General features: G+C 55.8%; 23 protein-coding genes and 1 tRNA gene. 7 read left to right on the top strand and 17 right to left on the bottom strand.

Annotation, left to right across the window (positions count from 1 at the left end; all coding sequences use genetic code 11):
- Positions 1 to 39: 39 nt before the first annotated feature.
- The 4 genes from GSQ62_RS06690 to GSQ62_RS06675 form a co-directional block, all read right to left on the bottom strand.
- Positions 40 to 330, bottom strand: a complete 291-nt coding sequence (locus tag GSQ62_RS06690; protein ID WP_161888790.1) for a hypothetical protein — start codon at positions 328 to 330, stop codon at positions 40 to 42.
- A gap of 68 nt (positions 331 to 398) precedes the next feature.
- Entirely contained in the window at positions 399 to 647 is a 249-nt protein-coding gene (locus GSQ62_RS06685) for a DUF2442 domain-containing protein (RefSeq protein WP_161888789.1), read from the bottom strand.
- A gap of 10 nt (positions 648 to 657) precedes the next feature.
- Positions 658 to 885 (bottom strand): DUF4160 domain-containing protein, encoded by a 228-nt coding sequence (locus GSQ62_RS06680; RefSeq protein WP_394351355.1) that lies wholly within the window; start codon positions 883 to 885, stop codon positions 658 to 660.
- Between the two features lie 149 nt (positions 886 to 1,034).
- Positions 1,035 to 1,730, bottom strand: a complete 696-nt coding sequence (locus GSQ62_RS06675) for a hypothetical protein (protein WP_161888787.1) — start codon at positions 1,728 to 1,730, stop codon at positions 1,035 to 1,037.
- 363 nt (positions 1,731 to 2,093) lie between these two features.
- Here GSQ62_RS06675 and GSQ62_RS06670 point away from each other — a divergent pair, with 363 nt between their 5' ends.
- A complete protein-coding gene (locus GSQ62_RS06670) occupies positions 2,094 to 2,819 on the top strand; it encodes a hypothetical protein (protein WP_161888786.1) in 726 nt (241 codons plus the stop codon).
- Here GSQ62_RS06670 and GSQ62_RS06665 read toward each other — a convergent pair.
- A complete protein-coding gene (locus tag GSQ62_RS06665) occupies positions 2,797 to 4,101 on the bottom strand; it encodes a dicarboxylate/amino acid:cation symporter (RefSeq protein WP_161888785.1) in 1,305 nt (434 codons plus the stop codon). The genes GSQ62_RS06670 and GSQ62_RS06665 overlap by 23 nt on opposite strands.
- A 344-nt stretch (positions 4,102 to 4,445) precedes the next feature.
- Positions 4,446 to 4,904: a peptidylprolyl isomerase gene (locus GSQ62_RS06660; RefSeq protein ID WP_161888784.1), complete on the bottom strand. Its 459-nt coding sequence runs from the start codon at positions 4,902 to 4,904 to the stop codon at positions 4,446 to 4,448.
- Between the two features lie 152 nt (positions 4,905 to 5,056).
- Between GSQ62_RS06660 and GSQ62_RS06655 the strand changes: the two genes are divergently transcribed.
- A complete protein-coding gene (locus GSQ62_RS06655) occupies positions 5,057 to 5,701 on the top strand; it encodes a fasciclin domain-containing protein (protein ID WP_161888783.1) in 645 nt (214 codons plus the stop codon).
- Between the two features lie 117 nt (positions 5,702 to 5,818).
- Positions 5,819 to 7,168 (top strand): transposase, encoded by a 1,350-nt coding sequence (locus GSQ62_RS06650; RefSeq protein ID WP_161888298.1) that lies wholly within the window; start codon positions 5,819 to 5,821, stop codon positions 7,166 to 7,168.
- 75 nt (positions 7,169 to 7,243) lie between these two features.
- Here the strand turns inward: GSQ62_RS06650 and GSQ62_RS06645 are convergent, their stop codons facing one another.
- The 8 genes from GSQ62_RS06645 to thpR all read right to left on the bottom strand — a co-directional run bounded on the left by GSQ62_RS06645 (position 7,244) and on the right by thpR (position 16,454).
- Positions 7,244 to 8,854, bottom strand: coding sequence for a S8 family serine peptidase (locus tag GSQ62_RS06645; protein WP_161888782.1), 1,611 nt, complete (start codon positions 8,852 to 8,854; stop codon positions 7,244 to 7,246).
- 47 nt (positions 8,855 to 8,901) lie between these two features.
- Complete coding sequence (locus tag GSQ62_RS06640; protein WP_161888781.1) at positions 8,902 to 10,368, bottom strand: sodium:solute symporter; 1,467 nt, start codon at positions 10,366 to 10,368, stop codon at positions 8,902 to 8,904.
- A gap of 78 nt (positions 10,369 to 10,446) precedes the next feature.
- Positions 10,447 to 11,466, bottom strand: a complete 1,020-nt coding sequence (locus GSQ62_RS06635; protein WP_202621854.1) for an MBL fold metallo-hydrolase — start codon at positions 11,464 to 11,466, stop codon at positions 10,447 to 10,449.
- 296 nt (positions 11,467 to 11,762) lie between these two features.
- Complete coding sequence (locus GSQ62_RS06630; RefSeq protein WP_237587041.1) at positions 11,763 to 12,437, bottom strand: hypothetical protein; 675 nt, start codon at positions 12,435 to 12,437, stop codon at positions 11,763 to 11,765.
- 92 nt (positions 12,438 to 12,529) lie between these two features.
- Positions 12,530 to 14,380, bottom strand: a complete 1,851-nt coding sequence (locus GSQ62_RS06625; protein WP_161888780.1) for a M61 family metallopeptidase — start codon at positions 14,378 to 14,380, stop codon at positions 12,530 to 12,532.
- 266 nt (positions 14,381 to 14,646) lie between these two features.
- On the bottom strand, positions 14,647 to 15,321 hold the full coding sequence (locus tag GSQ62_RS06620) for a class I SAM-dependent methyltransferase (protein ID WP_161888779.1): 675 nt from the start codon (positions 15,319 to 15,321) through the stop codon (positions 14,647 to 14,649).
- A gap of 36 nt (positions 15,322 to 15,357) precedes the next feature.
- Positions 15,358 to 15,849, bottom strand: a complete 492-nt coding sequence (locus tag GSQ62_RS06615) for a CinA family protein (RefSeq protein ID WP_161888778.1) — start codon at positions 15,847 to 15,849, stop codon at positions 15,358 to 15,360.
- 59 nt (positions 15,850 to 15,908) lie between these two features.
- Positions 15,909 to 16,454: an RNA 2',3'-cyclic phosphodiesterase gene (thpR, locus tag GSQ62_RS06610; RefSeq protein ID WP_161888777.1), complete on the bottom strand. Its 546-nt coding sequence runs from the start codon at positions 16,452 to 16,454 to the stop codon at positions 15,909 to 15,911.
- A 108-nt stretch (positions 16,455 to 16,562) separates the two neighbouring features.
- Here thpR and GSQ62_RS06605 point away from each other — a divergent pair, with 108 nt between their 5' ends.
- From GSQ62_RS06605 to GSQ62_RS06590, 4 genes are all read left to right on the top strand, one after another.
- Positions 16,563 to 17,276: a phosphatase PAP2 family protein gene (locus GSQ62_RS06605; protein WP_161888776.1), complete on the top strand. Its 714-nt coding sequence runs from the start codon at positions 16,563 to 16,565 to the stop codon at positions 17,274 to 17,276.
- A 117-nt stretch (positions 17,277 to 17,393) separates the two neighbouring features.
- Positions 17,394 to 17,475 (top strand) — tRNA-Leu (locus GSQ62_RS06600).
- Positions 17,476 to 17,712: 237 nt separating this feature from the next.
- Positions 17,713 to 18,408, top strand: a complete 696-nt coding sequence (locus GSQ62_RS06595; protein ID WP_161888775.1) for a phosphatase PAP2 family protein — start codon at positions 17,713 to 17,715, stop codon at positions 18,406 to 18,408.
- Between the two features lie 280 nt (positions 18,409 to 18,688).
- A complete protein-coding gene (locus GSQ62_RS06590) occupies positions 18,689 to 19,255 on the top strand; it encodes a SixA phosphatase family protein (RefSeq protein ID WP_161888774.1) in 567 nt (188 codons plus the stop codon).
- Between the two features lie 130 nt (positions 19,256 to 19,385).
- Here the strand turns inward: GSQ62_RS06590 and GSQ62_RS06585 are convergent, their stop codons facing one another.
- From GSQ62_RS06585 to GSQ62_RS06575, 3 genes are all read right to left on the bottom strand, one after another.
- On the bottom strand, positions 19,386 to 19,817 hold the full coding sequence (locus GSQ62_RS06585) for an RDD family protein (RefSeq protein WP_161888773.1): 432 nt from the start codon (positions 19,815 to 19,817) through the stop codon (positions 19,386 to 19,388).
- A gap of 121 nt (positions 19,818 to 19,938) precedes the next feature.
- Positions 19,939 to 20,412: an RDD family protein gene (locus GSQ62_RS06580; RefSeq protein ID WP_161888772.1), complete on the bottom strand. Its 474-nt coding sequence runs from the start codon at positions 20,410 to 20,412 to the stop codon at positions 19,939 to 19,941.
- A 108-nt stretch (positions 20,413 to 20,520) separates the two neighbouring features.
- Positions 20,521 to 21,507: a c-type cytochrome gene (locus tag GSQ62_RS06575; protein ID WP_161888771.1), complete on the bottom strand. Its 987-nt coding sequence runs from the start codon at positions 21,505 to 21,507 to the stop codon at positions 20,521 to 20,523.
- Between the last annotated feature and the right edge of the window lie 35 nt (positions 21,508 to 21,542).

The following is a 21,542-nucleotide window of genomic DNA, read 5'->3' as shown; positions in this document are numbered from 1 at the left end:
ACAGGAATGGCAGGGGCTTCAAACTCCTGCCTTTCCTGTTTAGCGTGCCAGGAGTGCCGCTGTGATCTGCTCCCACTCCTCGTCCAGAGACACGGACAGTCTTTTACGGCTGGCTCTGCGATACCAGTAGTCGGCGTTCCATATATCGCCTTCTTTGCGGTGCAGGTAGGCGTGTATCCAGGCAGCATCCGCGTCAGGCAAATCCTGTATCAGTTCATGCGATTTGTCCCAGTCGCCTTTACTGTCATACCACAGCGCTTGGAGGTAAACAGAGGCATCGTTTGGTGGCGTGTCGGCAGAAAGGCTTTGTTTAAAGGTGGCGTGATTCATGATTGTTTGGTGCAAGCGGTACGTGTAGTCTGAGTCTGAAGCGTAGCGAAGATTAAGGCTACACTGGTTTATGCCACGTGTTTCTTTTCTTCTGGCATTTCTCTCAAGAAGTTCGGGCAAATATCATATCCATTGTACCATTCAAGCCCGCCGCCTGACTCAATAATAACTTTATTAAAGTTATTATCTTCAAGTAATTCTTTGGTAAACCCTTTACCTATCAATGGCTTTATATTTACTACCTTTTCATATCCATCCTGAAACTTTAACCAGATATGATAATTGCTTAAGATTTCAAATTCGACTATTTCATTCATGGTTTTTCTATTATCTTAATGGTTCAATCCTATCTAAGCTTGTAGGTACTTGGGCTTTCTCCCAGTTTGTCAGTAACTCATGCTTATGTAGAGACGCCCACTCCAGAACTAAAGCATGTGCTCTGTTTGGTAATGTTCCTGCTATTCTATCTAACGTTCTTATATCATATTCTGCTTTGTAACCTTCATAGTCTGCATGAAAGTGAGGAGGGTTATGGTCACTAAAATACATCCTTATGATTATCCCGTAGAATGAATCTACTTAATTCTGGCATTTTCTTTTAAAGATACGGAAGAGTTATTTTTCTATTTTCATAAATTGATATACAGCCCAACGGACTGGGCTTTGCGGCGGCATAGCTGCCGTATAGGAGTTGTTGTGGAAAGTTATTTTTGAAGGTATTCTGAAAACTTAGCTCCAATTGATGTTAAGGTTATTCCAGGAACTTCTTCGTAGCTTTCTAAAGCCATATACCCTCCAGAGCTTCCAAATTCATTTATGTCTTTACTAAATCTTAAAAGCGTCTTGTTTTCAACATCTTTTAAGTACATTCTGAACTCATACTTATCATTTATGTGAGTAGGGACTTGGGCAGTGAAATAATTGAACAAGGATTCATATGAGTCTAAATCCTTAAACTCTTCTACATTTTGAGCAAGGTATTTGAAAATGAGAATATGTTTTGGCGTTAATTCGTTTACATACCTTACAAAGGTTTGTATTAGGTCTTGTTCCCATTTTATATTACGATTAATTCCATTAACGTAAATTTCTGATAAGATTTCATACTTAAGCTTAGAATTGGTCTTAACTGAAGAGTTAATTATATTAATTGTCAAATCATAAAAATCTTCTGATTGAAAGTAATCAACACCAATTCGCGTATTATCAATCTTTTCAGATAAGACTCCAACAAACTCTTCTAACCTTTTGCCTCTTATTCTTTCACCAATACCAAAAACCAGTTCATCAATAGCTGTTCCTAAAGGACCTAAGACTGAAAGGTAAACTTTTATAGTAGATCTTACAGATTCAGTAGAATATTCTTTGATTATTTTTGGTAATGAAGGTTGATTTTCCATTTTTATAATTTGCCACAACTATGATATATACGTGAACATACGCTTATCTGCACTATATATGGAGTAGGTGCAGTCTGCTTTGCTGCTCCATTTTTTGCCTTCCAGTTGAGTGATTCTACTATTTCTGTACATTCCACAGACCTAATATAGTAAATTTCCTCAGATTGTTTAGTGGGCTTGTAATCTTAAACTGGACGAGGTAATGGGGTCATCCTACCGAACAAGAACGTAACAGATTGCATGAATGAAGCGACTAAACATGTGGGAATTCCATGTCCCCTTCTATCGAAAGGCATTTGTACCAATAGCCGCTGCCTCCCTCGTCCAGCAACCCCACCTCCCAAATCATAGTAGTCTGTGTGTATGGAGCACGTTTCGTTGTGGCCGGTGCTGGCGCTGGCGGTTATTCATTTCTTTGGCGGGCGGCTGCGGTTTCTGGCCGGGGTGCCCCGCAGCATCTGGCTGTCGAGCGCGGGCGGTGTGTCGGTGGCTTATGTTTTTCTGCACCTGTTCCCGGAGTTGAGCGAAGGGCAGGAGCATGTAGCGGCGGCCTTTGGGGCGCTGCCCTTTTTGGAGCACCACGTGTACCTGATGGCATTGGTGGGGCTGGCCTTTTTCTACGGCCTGCAACGCATGGTAATCAACCACAGGGAGGAGATGCGGGAGAAAGGGAAAGAAAAGAAACTAAACGGGTTGTTCTGGGTGCATATCGGCTCCTTTGCCATCTATAACGCGCTGATCGGCTACCTGCTGTACCAGCGGGAAGAGGGGCCTCCGAATACGCTGATCCTTTTCTCTGTGGCCATGGCGCTGCATTTTATCGTGAACGACTTTGGCCTGCAGGATCTCCACCACGACACTTACCGGAAAGTGGGGCGCTGGGTGCTGGTGGTGGCCATTGTAGTGGGCTGGGCCGTGGGGTATGTGGTAGAGATTTCGGAGGCCGCAGTGGCCCTAGTAGTGGCCTTTATTGGCGGTGGCATTGTGCTGAACGTGCTGAAGGAGGAGCTGCCCGAGGAGCGGAAAAGCCGCTATTGGGCTTTTCTGCTGGGCGCAACGCTATATGCTATACTTTTGCTGTCGCTGTAGGCGGGTGCAGCTGCCCCTCGGTGCGGGCCACCATCAGGGCCACGGTCGCATCGCCGGTAATGTTCACGGTGGTGCGGCACATGTCCAGAATCCGGTCCGGAGCCAGTATCAGGGCGATGCCTTCCACGGGAATGCCTGCCTGCTGCAGCACAATCACCAGCATCACGGTGCCGGCGCCCGGCACGGCCGCCGCACCGATAGAGGCCAATGTGGCCGTCATCACGATACCCAGCTGCGCCATAATGTCGAGGTTAATGCCGTAGGCCTGTGCAATGAAGACGGCGGCCACGGCCTGGTAGAGGCTGGTGCCGTCCATGTTGATGGTGGCGCCCAGCGGCAGCACGAAAGACGTGATCTCCCTGTTTATCCCCAGGTCCCTTTCAGCGCACTCCATCGTAACCGGCAGCGTGGCGGCACTGGACGAGGTGGAGAAGGCCAGCATCTGCGCCGGGAAAATGCCCCTGAAAAAGTCTCTGTACTTCGTTTTGGCGACAAAGACCACCAGCAGCGGGTAAACCACGAAGATCATGAGGGCCAGGCCCCCGATGACCACGAGGCAGTAGTAGCCCAGCACCAGCAGCAGTTCCGCGGCGGCGCCGGGGTCGTCTCCGGCAAACTCCACCACCAGCCCGGCCAGAAGGGCAAACACGCCGTAGGGGGCCGTTTTCATGATCAGGTCCACAATCTGGAGGATAACCATGTTCACGCCCTCAAAGAAGTCGTTAACAGGGGCGGCTTTGTCCGGCGGAATCATGAGGAGGGCGATGCCGAACAGCAGCGCGAAGAAGATGACCTGCAGCATGGCCCCGTTGTTGGTGAGGGAGCCGAAAATGTTGTCCGGCACGATGTCGATGAGCGGCTGCAGCGGCCCCTGCTGCTCCACAGCGGCGGCGTCCGACGACTTCTCGTTGGTGGCGGAAGCGAACTGCTGGTTAAACTCCTCCCGCTTCTCTGCGGAGAAGGCCTTGCCCGGCTCGAAGATATTCACCAGCACTAGCCCCAGCACCACGGCCACCACAGTAGTGGCCAGGTATATGGCAATGGTTTTAGAGCCGATGCGCGAGAGCCGACTCACGTCGCTGAGGCTGGAGACGCCTGTTATGAGCGACACCAGCACCAGCGGCACGGCAATCAGCTTCAGCAGGTTGATGAAGATGGTGCCGAAAGGCTTTACCCAGTCGATGGTGAAGTCGACCAGGCCAAGGGAACTGGCCAGCATCCCCCACAGGACGCCGAGGGCCATCCCGATCAGGATCTGCCAGTGTAACGCAAGTTTCTTCATACGCAGGAGTAGCAGGCGGTGCAAAGCCGGAGCGCTGCCGCCTCTCTTCAGAATAAGTTTAGCATGGTCGTGTCGGGCACCTTCAGGAAACGGGGCGGGCAGAGTGTATAGCCTTTGCGGGTGCCGAACAGCTGTTAGGTAAATTTAAGTAAAATCGGGTTGGGAATGGGGGTAATACAGGAAAGATGCTAATTAAAAATATTAACATCATATATCGGTATAAGGACATGCCCCCAGGCTCCGGGTGCCGCTGGCAGGTATATATAACCCCGGCTGTAAAAGGAGCAGCCAGCCCCTTTAAGGAACTGGCTGCCGCTGTTTATATATGCTGTTGAGTTGCGTGATCATTCCTCATTTACCACAATCTTCTCAATCCGGTCATTCGCCTTGATCTGGTCGATCACCTCATCGCCTTCTATCACTTTACCAAACACAGTGTGGTTGCGGTCCAGGTGGGCCGTGTTTTTGCGGCTGTGCACGATAAAGAACTGGGAGCCGCCGGTGTTGCGCCCGGCATGGGCCATGCTCAGCACGCCGCGGTCGTGGTACTGGTTCTCGCCCGTCAGCTCACAGTCGATCTTGTAGCCCGGTCCGCCGGTGCCCGGCATGCCTTTCGCGCCTTCGCGCGTATTGGGGCAGCCGCCCTGTATCACAAAGTCTGGGATGACGCGGTGAAAAGTAAGCCCGTCGTAAAAGCCTTTCTTGGCAAGGTCTATAAAGTTTTGTACAGTTTTAGGGGCGTCTTTCTCGTAGAACTCTACTTTCATGACACCTTTGGCTGTATGGATTTCTGCAGTTTTCATGGATTTCTATTTAATGCGATAAAACAAGTTAGATAACAAAAGTACGAAATTTTAAGTTTAAGAGAACAGCAGGCGGTAACAAGGGGCGGCTAACCCCCGCAGACTGCACGCCGGAAATGAATGCCGCTACAAGCGCAACCTATATATAAACTATGAAGAAAACGAACATAATGGCCTATGCCTTTGCCTTTTTGATAGGTTGCAGCCTGACGGGCTGCAACACGGGAGAGGAAAGAATGGAAAACCCGATGCAGGAGGAGAGCACGGAGCCAACCATGCGCCGGACCGCAGAGGCCCGCGGTGTGGAGCCGGGCACGCACCTCGACCCTTTGGGCGCTGAGGCAGGCGTGGCGGAGCCGGGTGTGGTATATGAAATGATACCGTCTCAGACAATTGTACAAAACATTACCGCCAACACGCAGCTCACGACCCTGGCCTCGGTGCTCCGGAAAGCGGAACTGATAGACAAACTGAATGCCACAGGGCCACACACTGTTTTCGCGCCCACCGACGAAGCCTTTGAGGCGTTGCCCGAGAACGCCCTGGAAAACCTGATGGAGCCGGAAAACAAGGCGCAGCTGGTAGCCTTGCTCAACAACCACATAGTGGCAGGGCAGCTGAAAGCAGACCAACTGCAGGACGGCTCTACGCTGACAACCTTAGGCGGGACACAGCTGAAAGTGACCCGGCAGGGCGACCAGCTGATGGTGAACGGCGCCGAGGTGGTGGAGGCAGACGCCATGAGCCGGAACGGTGTCATTCACGTCATCAACAAGGTAATGGCCCTGAACGAGTAGCAGCAGCGCTATATACCCAAAAACATGAGTCATCCCGGAGTTTAGGACTGGGATAAAAAAGGAGAACCTCCTGTTTTAGTGGTACAGTCTATGTATCACCAAAGACGGGAGGTTCTTATGTTTACTACTTTCAAAAACGCAGCACGCCAAGCCGAGGTTCTCTCCCAGGCTCTGTTTTTCTCCTACCGCCTCGAAGGATTTCTTTCTCCTTTCCTTGCCAGGCTCGATGAGCTGCTGGACCGCCGCCTGGTCTACACTTTCCAGAACCTATGCCGGGCGCTGGTGCGCCACCGCAGCCGCTCCACCGGTCTGCTTCTAAGCGAGCTGGGTGGGGTTGTGCTCTCGCCCGACAAAGCCCCGGCGGGCACCAAGCGCCTGTCTAACCTGCTGCGCAGTAAGAAGTGGTCTGCCCAACTCATCACCGACTACCTGAGTCAAGAGGCCCAAACATACGTAGAGCAGCTGCTGGAAGCGGAACGTGAGCTGCCCCTGCTTTTGTGGGACGAGAGCGTGCAGGAAAAGTGCGAAAGCCTCCAAAGCGAGGGCTTATGCGCCGTGCGCAGCGTCAAAGCTAAACGGCAACTCAGAATCAAGAAGGGCTATTATGATCCCCCCACCCGGGAGCCGGTGCACGTGCCAGGCTTTCGGTGGGTGGGCCTCTTGTGCTGCGGCCTGTGGCAGGCTCCACGCATCGCCCGCTTTGCCTGGTGGAGTAGCCGGGGCAAAGAGGCCACCTCCCTGGAGCAGGTGAAGCTCACGCTGCTCTTGTGGGCCCGCCAGACCTTCGGCCAGGCCGTGCTGCACGTCTTTGACCGCGGCTATGCCTCCTCTAAGTGGCTGGGGCTGCTTTTAGGCCGCCACGACCGCTTCCTCTTGCGCTGGCCCTCCAGGTATAAGCTCGTGGATGGGCGTGGGCTTCTAAAGAATGCCTACCGCTTTTCGGTCGGCCGCAAAGCCACCTCCTCAAGAGTAGTAAGGGACATGGTCCGAAAGATCACTTACCGGCGCAGCCTCTTGTGGCAGCCCTGCCTGCACCCGGACTATGACCAGCCGCTCACGCTCCTGATCTGCCGGCCAGGTAAGAAAGGCCGCCAACCCTGGTATTTGCTCACCAGTGAAGAAGTCAGGAGTGATCGCCAGGCCTGGCGCCTGGTCTTTGCTTACGCCAGAAGGTGGCAGGTGGAGCAGGCCTTCCGCTTCAACAAATCAGAAATGGGCATGGAGTCGTGCCGGCTTTGGTTCTGGTCGAGCCGCATGAAGCTCTTGCAGGTGGTCACCCTGGTGTATGCTTTTCTGCTCTCGCTGCTGGATAAAGAGCTGCGGGAGGCGGTCTCCCATCTCCTTAGGCAGGGCTGCCATAGAACAGGAAAGCGGTGCAGGAAAACTCCTACACCGCTTTACCGTATCCGGCTGGCACTGGCCAACCTCTGGAATCTACTCTATCTATCCCTGCAAACTCCGGGATGACTCATGTTTATAAACCGGACGAACCAATCTCCGGGGCCGGGCCTATATATAGACAAGCCTGGGTAGCACGTGGGGCTATTGCAGCGTAGTACCTGCCTTTTTTATAGCCTCGTAGGCATTCACGATGCCGCCTGTGCGGCTAAGCTCTGACATGGAAACAGGCTCTCCGGTGCCAGGTGTCATGACAGGCTCGTCGATTTTGGTGACGGAGGATTCAATGACCGACTTGATCTGCGTGGCGGACAGGTGCGGGTAGTAGGCTTTGATTACGGCCGCAAGCCCGGTTACCACAGGCGAGGCCATGCTGGTCCCGCTGAAAGCGGCGTATTTCTTGTCGCCCGGCACCGTGGAATACACGCCGACACCGGGGGCAAAAACGTCCACCAGGTTCTTGCCATAGTTGGAGAAAGGGGCCACCAGGGTGTTCCGGGTGGGGCCGCTGGCTCCCACCACAATCACGTTAGCGGCCCGCTCGTTGCTTTTTTCGTAAACAGGGCTGGGAAAAGCGGGCTCCACATCCACGTTCTTGCTGTCGTTGCCTGCAGACTTCACGATCAGCACGTCGTGCTTTTCGGCATACTTGATGGCATCTTCCACCCACTCGCGGCGGGGGGAGAAAGCTTTTCCGAAACTCATGTTGATGATCTTGGCGCCATTGTCTACCGCATACCGGACAGCCAGGGCTATGTCCTTGTCATGCTCATCGCCGTCAGGCACTGCCCTGATCATCATAATCTTTACCGGACCGGCCACCCCTTTGATGCCCAGGTCGTTGGTTCTGTCAGCGCCGATGATGCCAGCCACATGCGTGCCATGCGAGGCGTCTCCGGCCATGATGTTGCTGTTGCCGTAGTAGCGATCCCGGAAGTTGCAGTAGTCATCTTCCACAATCAGGCCGCGGTAGTCGGTGGGCGGTGTGGTAGGGGGAGCCAGGTTTGCCTTCAGGCTGTCGGCATACTGCTGCAGCAGCACCGGAAGCTGTTGGTTGGTGACGCCCGGCTTCACCCGCTCAAACACCATCCCATATATGGTTTTCCCCTGCTCAACCCTGGGGTCATCGGCTTTGAGCGAGTCCAGGTCCAGCGCCGTGTAGGTGTCTTTCTGGAGCAGGTCTGCAAAGAAAGCGTCTACGCGCGGCAGCACCTCCAGCAGGCTGTACAACATCTCTACTTCCTTGCCCGCCTCCGACGCCTCTGTGGCGGCGGCCCTGCTCCTGAGCCATACCTGGTACAGGTCGCGGTCTTTCCTTTTCACCTGATCTGCGGAAGTCACCCCCGCAAACTTGTCCTTGTAGTTGAAGTAGATCCGCTGGCTCTCGTAAGAGTCTTCCGTCACGTTTTTGCCGGGGTCGTCCGCCCCCAGAAAATTCCACCCGTGGATGTCGCCGGCATAGCCGTTTTTATCCGGGTCGGCACCGCCGCCTGCGGCCTCAAGGCGGTTCGTCCACAGAACAGACACCAGGTCTTCATGCAGGGTGTCGATACCGGAGTCAATCACCGCCACCAGCACGGTGTCCGGCTGCTTGTTCTGAAGCAACTCCTGGTAGGCTTGCTCAATGCCTATACCGTAAACGCCGTCCGACGCAGGGTCGAGCAGGTGCCAGTCCTGCGGCACCTGCTGGGCGCTCTGGCTATAAGCAGCTCCTGTAGAAAGAGCGAATGCAATGACTGCAATTATTTTTTTCATGCAATATGGGATGTGTAGGATAACAATTTTTTGTTGATGTTATATAGCTATTTCTGTGCCAGTTCCAGCTCACCCACTTTCCCCGACGACACCGCCATCAGGCCAGCGAAGGTGAGGAAGCCGTTCAGGATGAGCACCTCGAAGCCGAACTCGTAGCCCCAGAGCCACTCCACGGAGTTGTAGCTGATGATGTAGGTCAGGAGCGGGGCCACCACACATATAAGCGGCACGAACCTGTCGCGCACGGCGCGTTTGGTATATAGCCCGAAGGTGTAGAGGCCCAGGAGCGGCCCGTAGGTGTAGCCGGCCACCGTAAACACGGCCGTCACCACGTTCTCGCTGTTCAGGACATTAAACGCCAGAATCACCAGCACCATCAGCACCGAGAAGCCCACGTGTACGATATAGCGCAGGCGCACCCGCTCGTGCTCGCTCCGCTCCCTGAAGTTGAGGAAGTCGACGCAGAAGGAGGTGGTGAGGGCGGTGAGGGCAGAGTCGGCGGAGGCGTAGGTGATGGCGATGATGCCGAGGATGAAGGCGATGCCCACGATCTGCGGGAAGTAGCCTAGTGCCAGGAAGGGGAACACGTCATCGCCTTTGGCCGGCAGCTCGATGCCCTTTGTGTTGGCGTATATATAGAGCAGCGCCCCCAGCGACAGGAACAGGGTGTTCACGAACACCAGGATGATGCTGAACCAGAACATGTTTTTCTGGGCCTCGCCAATGTTTTTGCAGCTCAGGTTCTTCTGCATCATGTCCTGGTCCAGCCCCGTCATCACGATGGCGATAAAGGCCCCGGCGAAGAACTGCTTCAGAAAATAGCGGCTGTCCTGCCAATCCCAGAAAAACACCTGCGAGTAGTCGCTGGCCTCTATCGTGCGCACCAGCCCCTGAAAGCCCAGGTTCAGCTCATCCGAAATCAGCCAGATGCTGATGCCGACAGCAATGAGCATGGCGGTGGTCTGGAAGGTGTCGGTCCAGATGATGGTTTTCATGCCGCCCCGGAAGGTATAGACCCATATCAGCCCGATGGTGATGATAACGGAAACGGCAAACGGAACGCCCAGGGCATCGAACACCGCCAATTGCAGCACCCCCGCCACCAGAAACAGGCGGATGGCGGCCCCCAGCGTGCGCGCCAGCAGGAAAAAGCCCGCCCCCGTCTTATATGACCAGTACCCGAAGCGCTGCTCCAGATAAGTATATATGGAGACGAGGTTGAGGCGGTAGTACATCGGCATCAGCACCGTGGCAATCACGAAGTAGCCCAGCAGGTAGCCCAGCACCAGTTGCAGGTACGAGAACTCGGCCGTCGCCACCATCCCCGGAATCGACACGAACGTAACGCCCGACAGCGAGGTGCCAATCATGCCGAAGGCCACCACGTACCACGGCGAGGCGCGGTTTGCCAGGAAGAAGGTCTCTGAATCGGTGTTTTTGCTGGTGAGGTACGAGATGAAGATGAGGATGCAGAAATAGCCGATAATCAGGCTGATGATAAGGGTTGGAGACATAGCTGTTGCTGTTGTTCGTGAGTGCGCCCGCAGGTTGATTCTACAAATATAACAAAAGTATACACCAAGCCACGGGCTTTATCGCGTTTCCCGCAGCAGCACCGGCTCCCCGATGGCAGGCAGCTTCAGGCCCTGCAGCATACCCCCGGCGGCTATCTGCCGCAGCAGGCGCACGGGCTCCCCCGGTGGCTCGTCCGACAGGTCGAAAGTGCCGTAATGCATCGGGATGAAGGTGCCCCCGCGCAGGAGGTTGTAGGCTTTCACGGACTCATGGGGGTTCATGTGGCTTTTGGCCATCAGGAAGGCGGGTTTGTAGGCCCCAACCGGCATCAGGCACACATCCATCGGGCCCAGCAGTTCCTCTATCTCCTCAAAGTGCGGACCCATGGCCGAGTCGCCCGCAAAGTAGAGGCTAAGGGAGGGGGTCTTCAGCACAAAGCTGCCCCACAGCACCTTGTTCATGTCCAGCATGCCGCGCCGGTGCCAGTGTGCGGCGGGCATGTAATATACCTCCACCTCGCCGGGCACCAGGTCGAACTTCTGGTACCAGCCCGCCTCTTGGTAAGGCAGGTGCGGGTTTACGCTGCGCAGCAGGTTCCCGGCGCGCAGCGGGACCAGGGCCTTCAGTTGCGGGTTGCTTTCAAAGACGGTGCGGATGGTTTTCTTGTCGAGGTGATCGCGGTGGGCGTGGGAGAGGAGCAGGAAGCTGATGTGGCGCAGTTGCTCTGGCGGGCAGGGCAGCCCTGCCCTGCGGGGCGTCATCGGCAAATCATAAAACACCGGGTCGGTTAAGAAGGTGACGCCCGCCAGCCGGATGAAAAAGCTGCAGTGCCCCAGCCACACCACCATGTCCTCGTCTGAGGCTATAAAATCGAAGCCTTCCAGCACCGGCGGAGCGAAGCTGTCCTGCTTTTTCTCTTCGCGCTGCGGGTTCCGGCTCAACTGCCAGCGCAGCACGTTGCCGAAGTCGGGGGTATATAACTCGTCTCCGTTGGCGAACTGGCCGTTGATGGTTTTGTTGCCCCGGTGATCTTTTTTAATGGTTTCGAGGCGCTCGTTCTTGATGTGGCGGATGGAGCTCTTTTGCTGCAATGTCATTTTCAGTTTGTGTCACTTTATATAACCCCGTAACGGCCTGCAAGGTTAGGTATTGTCGTTGCTCGTTGCTTGTTTTTCGTTTTTAGGCGCGTAGGTTGAGGGTATAACGGAGTGGGTTGCAAGGGAGAGGCGGGTTATAGATGAGTTGTATTTTATATATAGTGGGTAGCGGCCGGAGGCCGCGTGGTAGTAGACACGAGCGGGGGCACTTGCGCCATATATTATATATAACTGCTGAATAAAAAAACGCTTCTCTTTACATAAGAGAAGCGTTTTTTGCAGATGATGTTTTGATGTTAATACCCGAAGCGGCTGCCGGGATAGTGGCCGAAGCCGGGGTGGTAGAACGGGCTGGCATAGGGCGAGGCCCCGTTGGTGTAGCGCAAACCGCCCGACACCGACAGGTTATCGGTGATTTTATATGTTGCCTGTAAGTCGGCACCCATGCGGCCGGGGCTGTGCAGGCCGCCGTAGCCAAATTGCTGCACAGGGGGCAGGTTAGAGAAGTCTTTCCAGATGTTGCCGCTCAGGATGAGCCGCTCGCTGGCCAGGTACTCCACACCCGCGCTGGCTATATAGTGGCTGCCGCCGCTGTTGCGGTACATCATGGTAGTGCCTTCCCCCGTCATGGCCGGCGCGTTGTACGGCGACACATGCATGTAGGTGAGACCGGCATTCACCCGGAAGCGGTTGCTTACCTGGTAGCGCACCGAGGGCGTGATGAACTGCGTGTTGCCAAAGCCGTTGCTGAAGCTCATGCCGGTAGAAAGACTGTAGCTCAGGCGCGGGCCATTCCAGGATGGCTTTTCTTTCACGGCCTCGTCAGAAGCAGTTACCGATGCTCTGGGGTCAGGCATCTCTGTCAGGGCAGGGGTTGGGGCGGCGTCCAGGCTTGGCTTTATTTCCTGCGCCACCGCGTGGCTGGACCAAAGCAGGCAGGCGGCCGCTAGTATGTTCGCTATTTTTTTCACGTGGAATGGATATAAGTCCCGGTTTGTACCAAGATACGGGGAAAGTAGTTCAATTCAAAGCCTTATGACTTCGCTTCAGAACGCGCGGCACCTTAGTTTGTTGTCACGGCTTCCCTGACTTTGGACCCGAGCCAGGCCTCGCGGTATTTTTTCATTTCGGGTGTCAGCTGCTTGCCGATGTTCTCGTACAGCGCCACCTCCAGCGTCGGCACCTCGTCCAGCACCAGCGTGGTGCTGCGGGTCTGGCCGAGGCGGCTGAAGGTAACCGGGATGCTGTCGCCGGGTTTATGGCTGTCCAGCACCTTCTGCAGGTCTTTCTCGGTGCGTATTTTCCGGCCATCCAGTGTCAGGATGATGTCTGTCCTGTCGAGTCCGGCCTTGTAGGCCCCGGAGTTCACGAAGGTGCCTGACATTAGTTTAGCTCCTTCCTCGCTGTACTCCAGCGGCACCATGCCTAGCGTGGCCTCCCCGGGTTTCGCCTTGCGCAGCGCCATACCCGCCTTGGCCAGCAGCGACGTGAAATCGGGCAACTGGCTGCCATATATGCTGTTACGGAAGAATCCTTTTGCCCAGGCCTTGTCGCCCGACACCTCCGCCAGCGTCTCTTCCAGGTCGGCCAGGGTATAGGGTTTCTCAGGCTTGCCGTACTTGCGCCACAGCGCCTGCATGTAGTCGTCGAGGGTCTTGCTGTAGCGCTGGCGCAGCGTCATGTCCACGGCCAGGCCCGTCATGCTGCCGTAGGTGTAGTACGAGACAAAGGTGTTGTGCCGGTTTACGGGGTCTACGGAGCGGGCGGCGTCTACGAAAGGAGCCTGCAGGCTCATCTCTATCAGGCTGTGGTACTGCCTACCCGGCAACAGCAGCACGTAGTTCAGGTCACCGGCCAGGTCAGAGGCGTACTTTTGAAGGTCGGAGATGCCGCTGCGGACCATCACCATATCGCCGTAATAGCTCGTAAAGCCCTCCGCCAGCCACAGCGCCTCCGATATGTTTGCTTCCTGAAAGTTGAACGGCTCCAGGGTTTTCGGGCGGATGCGCTCCACGTTCCAGGCATGGAAGAACTCATGCGACACTGTGTTCAGCAGGCTGTTCATCGCCTCGGCCAAAGAACGGGAACTCGTGAGCATGGTGGAGTTGCGGTGCTCCATCCCGTCGCCGACGGCCTGCGGCATATAGCACCCGATAAAGGTATAGCGCCCGAAATCATATGCCGGCAACTGCCCATATATGGCCCGCTGCTCCGCCACAATCTTTTTCGTTTTCGCCACATAGTCCGCGAACTGCTCCGGGGTGCCCGGGTGGTGCAGCGCCACCTGAAGCGTTTTGGTTTTGCCGTTTTCCTCCACCGTCCACTCCGCAAAGTCGAAATCGCTAAGCTCGGTGGGGCTGTCCATCAGGTACTGGAAATTGGGGGCGAAGAAGGTGTTCCCCTTTTCCTGCCGCAGTTGCGTGGCCACTTTCCAGTTTTTGCCCTGCGGGATGTGGAAGGACACGTACGCCGGTGCCTGCTCAAAGCCTTTGGCATACAGCAGCGTGGCGGGCATGTTCAGGTGCGCGTGCGTTTCGTCTACCCCGGCGTAGGTGCCGTCGGCGTGGTCGGCAAACAAAGTGTAGTTCACGGTGACGGTGCCGTTGTGGCCCAGCACGTCCCACTCGCTGGTGCCAGGGCGGAAGATGCGCAGCGGCTTGCCCTGGGCATCGGTGGCCCGCACATTGTAGACGTTCTTGGCGAATTCGTGGATGGCATAGCGCCCTGGCGAGGAGCGGGGCATGAGCACCCGCAGCGTGTCGGACTTTATATCGGAAAACGTCACCTGCACTTCCGCCTCGTGGTGTACCGCATTCGGGAACGACAGGCTGTATGTTACTTTTTGCTGCGCCAGTACGGGCTGCACCAGCAGCGCCAGCACAAGGGCCAGCAGGCTATATAGTTTTGGGTTCATTACAATGGTTTGAGAATATATTCATTTTGGGATAAAGATATGGTTTGTGCGGGTGTGGTGCAATTTTACCTCCCCCCGGCCTTGATGCAGTAGCAGAATATGGTGCGAGCGTCCTCGCTCGTATCTACTATTCCTGGGCCTCCCCGAGACATCGCTCGGGACAGGCTGGCCCAGTCGGATTACAAACCCGACATCATGGTAGGACACAAGTTTGAAAACTTGCGCCAGTTAACGATAGACGTTGAGCGGCAGTAGAGCCTGTGCTGTCAACATTCTAACTCTTCACTCTTACCTCTCACGAACACCTTTGCCTGCACCATGCCTTTGTAAAAGCTGCGGCTATATAGCTCCTGATAACCTAAAGATTTGAAGTGCTGTGCGTAGTCCGGGAGTTGCCGCGCTTTGACGCCACTGACTGTTCCGAAGAACGCGTACATGCCCCAAATCAGCAGCTTCTGCCAGTGTGGCGGGGGCTGTTGCTGTGGCCAGAAATCGGCGAAGAGCCAGGTGCCGTTTGGAGTGAGGGCGTTATTCAGGGTAGCCATCAGTTGCTGCAGGCGGCGGGGCGGGAAAAGGTCGAGGAGGAAAGGCGTAACCACCGCATCGAACTGCTCCTGCGGCTGCAGGGTTTGCTCGGTGCCTAACCTGAAAGTAACCCTGCACTGGTGCGGTTTCTGAAACATTGCATAACGCTGCCGGGCCCGTTGCAGCATGGCGGGGGCCGCGTCTATATATAAAATATCCAGTTGCCTGCCTGTTTTCAGGAGTTGCTCCAGCAGCCAGCCGCTTCCCCCGCCGATCACCAGCACGCGCCCCTGCGGCGGCAGGTGCGGCAGCAAACTGCGCTGCGCCTGCTCCAGCGCATCGCCATATATGAGGCGGGCCAGCCAATCGTAGAAAGAGGCCACACGGTGAAAGCCGCTGTCGGGGAGGTTTGGCAAGGGGAGGGGCAGTAGGTTTAGCCGCAAAGGCAGGCATCAGCGGCTGTAGTGCTCGTCCAGGATGCCCCGTATTTTCTGGAAGGTGAACTGCACCTGCTTTTGCCGGATGGCTTCTGAGGAGCCCTTGAACACTTCCCGGAACTCCTCGGCCTTGCCGTCGTACAGGATGGCGAGAAAGGTGCTGCCCACCGGTTTCTCGCTGGTTTCGGAGCCGCCCTCGCCCATCAGGCCCGTAATGGCGACGCTGATGCCGGCATTCAGCTGCTTTTTCAGCCCCATCACCATCTCGTTCGTCACCTGCTGCGACTCGGGGGTATAGAGTTTCAGGGTGTCCTTGCTCACGCCCAGCAGCTTTTGCTTTACCTCGGGCTGGTACACCACCAGGCTGCCGAGCAGCACATCGCTGCTGCCTTTGGCTTTCACAAATTCGGCGGCCAGCATGCCCGCCGTGCAACTCTCCGCAAACGCCACTGTCAGGCCGTTGTCTTTCAGGTCCATCATCAGCTTCGTCAGGTCTGTCTCGTTCATGGGTATATAGGTTGAGGTTCGGGCGCAGTGCTTTCATACTGCTTTTGCTGGCGGCGGGTTTAGCCCAGCCCGAAAGTTTCGACCACGGTGTATACCGGGTGCGGCGAGGCCAGTTCTGATTGCCACAGCGCCACCTCCCGCACCTCCAGTTGCAGCGGCTCCTGCGGTGTTATGGTTGGCAGGCCATCGGGCGCGGGCCTGTCTTTGCGGAACCGCGCCAGCGTGACGTGCGGAATGGCTTTCTGCTGTTTGGGCGGTGCCGTTGCCAGGGCTTCCATCAAATCTTGGCTGAGGGCGGCAAAAGCCCCGTGCTCCTGAAACCTCGCCCACACCAGCCGCGGGTGCCTCGGTTTGGGGCCGGGCCCGGTGCAGGCAAAATCAAGCGTGAAGGGCCGGTGCCGCTGCGCCACCTCCCGGATGGCCTGTTTGATGGCGGCCACTTGCTGCGCCGGTACGTTGCCGATAAAGAAAAGCGTGAGGTGCAGGTTCTGCTCCGGCACAAACCGGATGGCCGGGTGCCGGAATGGCTGCAGTTGCTGCTGTAGCTGCTCTTTCAGCGCCCCGGGCAAGGTGGCCGCCACAAATAAACGGATGCTGTCTTTCATAGGAAGCGGGGTGTGGTGCTGGTTAGCATGGCCTTAACTTATACTGATTACGTAGGAAAGGAGGTGCTTTGGCACGCACAGCATGAATTAGAACGAAACACCACGAATATGCTCCGACGTGTTTATAAGAGAATAGTGGCAGGGGCCGCCCTGTTTACGGTAGAGTTGATTTTTGTGTGGCTGCTTTTCCTGGTCTGCATCATCGGTTTTTTATATATAGGCGCTGAGATTCTGCAGGGCGATAAGATGGGCATCGACGCGGCCGCCTTCGCCTTTTCCAAAGACATTGCCAGCCCCTTTATAGACCAGCTTATCAAATTCATCACTTTTTTCGCGTCCAGGCAGTTTCTGACGCCAGCGGCGCTGCTGCTGGTCGCCTACTTTGTGTTTGTGCGCAAGCACCGCTGGTATTCCCTCAAAGTGCCGGTCATTGCGCTCGGCAGCATCACCCTCAACCTGGTGCTTAAGTTTTTCTTTGACCGGCCGCGGCCTGTGATGCCTCTGGTGGAGGCCGCGGGGCTGAGCTTCCCGAGCGGGCACTCCATGGTGGCGGCCTCCTTCTACGGGCTCATCATCTACCTTGTCTGGAGGCACGTGCGACCTTACGCGTGGCGCAACGTGCTGGCGGCCCTGCTGGCAATTTTTGTGCTGCTGATCGGCTTCAGCCGCATCTATCTGCGGGTGCATTATGCCACCGATGTGCTGGCTGGCTTCTCGGCTGGCTTTCTGTGGGTTATTATCGGCATATGGGCGCTGCAGCGGCTCGAGAGGCTGTCCAAGAAAGAGCTGGACCCGGTGGTGGAGGAGGAGACCGTCGCCTGACGAGGAAATTTTTTCGGGGCAGGTATTGCATATATAAATCTACCTGCTACCTTTGCAATCCCAATCAACAACAAGGGTTAAGGGTTTTTTGGGACATTGAATTTAACAATGCGTTTCGCGCACGTGGCGAAACTGGTAGACGTGCAGGTCTCAGAAGCCTGTGCCTTCGGGTGTGGGAGTTCGAATCTCCCCGTGCGCACACTTACCTCGCAAAAGCCAGTCTCCGGACTGGCTTTTGTGTTTTCAGGCCCTTCTTTTTTCGCAGCATCTACTAAGCAGTAGTTTTTTCATTGCGCCGCAACACCCATATATCCTGCATATATAAATTGGTGTCGCAGGGCCCTAGTCTGCCCAGTTGTCGGTGCGTCTGCGATGCTATTTTCTCCATCCCGCCTGATCAACAAGCACAGCGGCAGCGCGTATATTTATTCGGATTATGAAGCGCCTCACACAGAAACTGCTCAGCCTGCTGGCCCTGCTCTCGGCGGAGGTGGTTGTGCTGTGGGCGGTCTTTTTTGGGTGCCTGCTGCTGTTCCTGGCAATGGCGAACGAGGTGTTCAGGCAGGGCGACACCGCGCTGGACGATGCCCTCTTCCGCTTCGCCGACGGCCATACCTCTCCCCCTGTGACGCGGCTCATGATCGGCATCTCTTTCTTCGCCTCGGCCGAGTACCTGCTGGTGGTGCCCCCGCTGGTGGTGCTGGTACTTTCTTTCTTCAAAGGCCTGCGCTGGCTGGGGTTGAAAGTGCTGCTCATCTCCATGTCCAGCGCCATCCTGAACCAGGTGATGAAGCGCATTTTTGAGCGCCCGCGCCCTGAGATGGCCATGCTGGAGCAATCGGGGCTCAGTTTCCCGAGCGGCCACGCCATGATAGGCGGTTCCTTTTACGGCCTGCTCATCTATATTGTGTGGCAAACGGTGCCGCACAGGGGGTGGCGCTGGGCACTCATACTGCTGCTCACGCTCCTGATACTGCTGATCGGCTACAGCCGCATCTACCTGAAAGTGCATTATGCCACCGATGTGCTGGCCGGCTATGCCATGGGCTTGCTGTGGCTCCTGCTGTCGTTGTACCTCATGCGCCGACTTGAGGAGGTGTTTGTGGAGAAGGTGGAGGAGAAGCAGGCATAAGTTTCGCTCTGTGCGGATCTGTCAGCCTTTGGCTAGATAGGAGGGCTTGGGCGCCTCTTTGCCGCTATCGGAAAGGTTGCGCCCTGCCTCAGTGGAGGCATTACAGTTTATATATAGCTTTCCATGATCTTAGGTATCCGGGCACAATTTGCCAGCACTATATATAATAGCACTGCACCCCCCAGGGTTTTGATGCTCCCATATATGGCACAAAAGTTTTATATCTTGCTACTTATGTCCTTTTACCTATGCTAAAAACACGTATAATTCTCTAACTCATATGCGCTATATAAAAATACCGTTGCTGTTGAAGCTGTGGATCGTGCTCCTGCTATTCTGCACGGCATCCTGCCAGAGCAACCCCGATGCTGCAATTAGTGGGGCTGAAAGCAAGCCTACAATAGTCTACCTGGTGCGCCACGCCGAGAAAGACACCTCCGACGCCAAAAACGAGGACCCTGACCTGACGCCAGCCGGGGAGGCGCGGGCGGAGGCATTGCGTGCGCTGCTGGAAGGGCAGGAGGTTGACGCGCTGTATACCACGAAGTTCATCCGCAACAAAAAAACGCTGAAACCACTGGCCGACGACCGGCAACTGGAAATGCAGCTATATGAGGCACATGATTTTGAGGGTCTGAATAAGCAGTTGTTGGGGCAGCACCGGGGAGAGACGGTGGTGGTAGTGGGCCACTCCAACACCATCCTGCCAATTATAGAGGCCTTTGGGGCGGAAAAGCCTGTGAATGAGATAGCGGACAGTGCCTATAGCTACCTGTTTAAACTGACGGTGGCGCCCGATGGCACCGCCACTATAGAAACCAGCCGGTTTGGCGCAGTAAACAATTAGCTGATCCGGACCAGGCAAAAAGTATCCTCTGAGGAACGACCCTCCCGCTGGGTTACTTTTTTGATAGCAAGTGTGTAGGATGTGTTGCGGCTATACCCATAACGCGGCAAAGGCGGTACAAACCCTGCCTTTACTGCAGCACCACCTTGGTTTTTGCCAGTTTGTCGTGGAAGGTGGTGCGGGAAATATGGCCGGAATCCGTCAGAAACCGCAGCAGCAGCACAACCAGCGTCAGGGGCTTGGCAAAGTAGCGGATGCTGGCGGCCCTGAAACTGATGCGCCCGCCCGATACGGAGGTAACGCGCAGGCGCATGAGGTGTTTGCCCAGCGTGCCCTGGCAGGAACAGGTTTCGGTGCCGGCAAAGTACAGCCAGCCCAGGAGCAGGTGCAGCAGGCGCTCCGGCTTAAGCAGAATGGCCGCCTCATCGCTGCTGAACGTGAGAAAATCCGCCAAGCCCACCAGTGTCAGCAGCAGCAGCACATCAAGGGCGAAAGCCACAAGCCTCGTTTCCAGACTGGCCAGTTCTTCTTTGCTTTCGGATGGAGTATAGAACGCCCGCATAAGTATCAAAAATCCAGAGGAAAGTGTATACTTATATGGACCAACTAAGTTGCATTGCCGCTGCCGCGCCGGTACAAACCGGCCCCGGCGGCGCGCAGCAGGCCTTTCTAAAGGATGGATTTTACGCCTTCTCTCCCTTAAGGGGGTACTTGAGCACCAGCGTACCGGCAATCAGATCGTGCAGGGCCTGCCGCCTGGGCGTGAAGGCCGCCATGATATAGCCCAGCAGCAGCAGGAGCCCCGACAGCAATTTGCTAAAGTAGCGGCCCGAGGCGCGGGAAAAGGAGATGCGGTAGCCCCCGGTGTCTGTCACAAAAATACCCATCGTCTGCTTGCCCGGGGTGGCCTGATAAGTAGAACTCTCGAAACTGGCGTAATACAGCCAGCCAACGGCAACGCTGAGGAGGTTCAGTTTCATCTGTGATTCCAGGTCTGCCACGTCGGGCACGAGCGGCAGGTCCAGCGCCAGCAGCACCAGCGCCAGCAGCAGAGAAGTGAGGAAACCGTCGATGAGGAAGGCTATAAAACGGATCCAAAAGTTCGCGTAGGTCAGTTGTATCGGAAATCTGTCTTCTTCCTGCTTATAAAGCTCCATTTGTTGCCCTCGTTATCCTGCAGGCTATAATACAACTTCTGGGGCTCTTGTACAAAAAAAGCTGCCCGGCGGGGATGGGCAGCTTCTGGAATTTCTATGGCTTCCGTCCTACGACTTTGCGGGAGGCGTGAAGCGCTCTATCTTGTTGTTGATGGGCTTCACCGTCATCAGGTAGCTATAGATGGCGCGCAGGTCTTCCTCCTTCATGCCGGCGTACATGCTCCAGGGCATAATGGTGTTGGGCCCGCCGGGGGCCACGGCGGCTGGGTGCTCCTGACTTTTAAAGCGCTGCACAAATACCTCCGCTGTCCAGTTGCCAATACCTGTTTCCCTGTCGGGGGTGATGTTGGCAGAGCGGAGCTTACCGCCGTCAGGCGTCGGGAACTCGGAGCCGCCTGCCAGGTGCATCTCTTCGATGGGGTTGCCCTTGTCGCGGGGGGTGTGGCAGTCGCCGCAGGAGGAGATGGTGAGCAGGTATTTCCCTTTTGTCACCTCATCTTCCAGGGCGGTCTGCTCCAGCATGGGCGCCTCGTCAGACGGCATGGTGCGCAGAATCAGGTTCATCGGGAAGTCAGGGTCAGACGCGGGCACCTCGTTCCTGATCGGCGCTAACGTGCGGATATAGGCGATAACGGCATAAGCGTCTTCTGTTTTCATCTGGCTATAGGCTTTGTAGGGCATCACCGGAAACAGGGGCTCTCCGTTTTTGCTCACCCCTTTGGTCATGGCGCGATACACTTCGCCGTCCGTCCAGGCACCGATGCCGGTTTCTTTGTCAGAGGTGATGTTGCGGGCGTAAAAGGTGCCGGGAAAGCCCAGCGAATGGTCGAACCTGTCGCCGCCCTTGCCCTCGGTACCCGGCTGCAGCGGCCCCGAGTAGCGGGAGAAATCGCGGGTGGAATGGCAGTCGATGCACACCGCCACGTGGTTGGCCAGGTACTTGCCGCGTTCCACCAGCGCAGGCGTTTTCTCAATCGAGAGCACGGGGGCGGCATCCACGTTCGGGAAGGCGTACTGCAGGTATATGTACCCCGCGGCAACGGCGGCTATCACTACAGCCAGTAGATAGCCGGTAATCCTAAGCGCTTTTTTCATGTTCGTCTGTGAGGGGAGATGGGTGTTGCTTTGTT

It is taken from the genome of Pontibacter russatus (assembly GCF_009931655.1).
Lineage (GTDB): Bacteria > Bacteroidota > Bacteroidia > Cytophagales > Hymenobacteraceae > Pontibacter > Pontibacter russatus.
The sequence above is the reverse complement of the archived record's forward strand: the minus strand, read 5'-3'. Positions and strand labels throughout refer to the sequence as shown.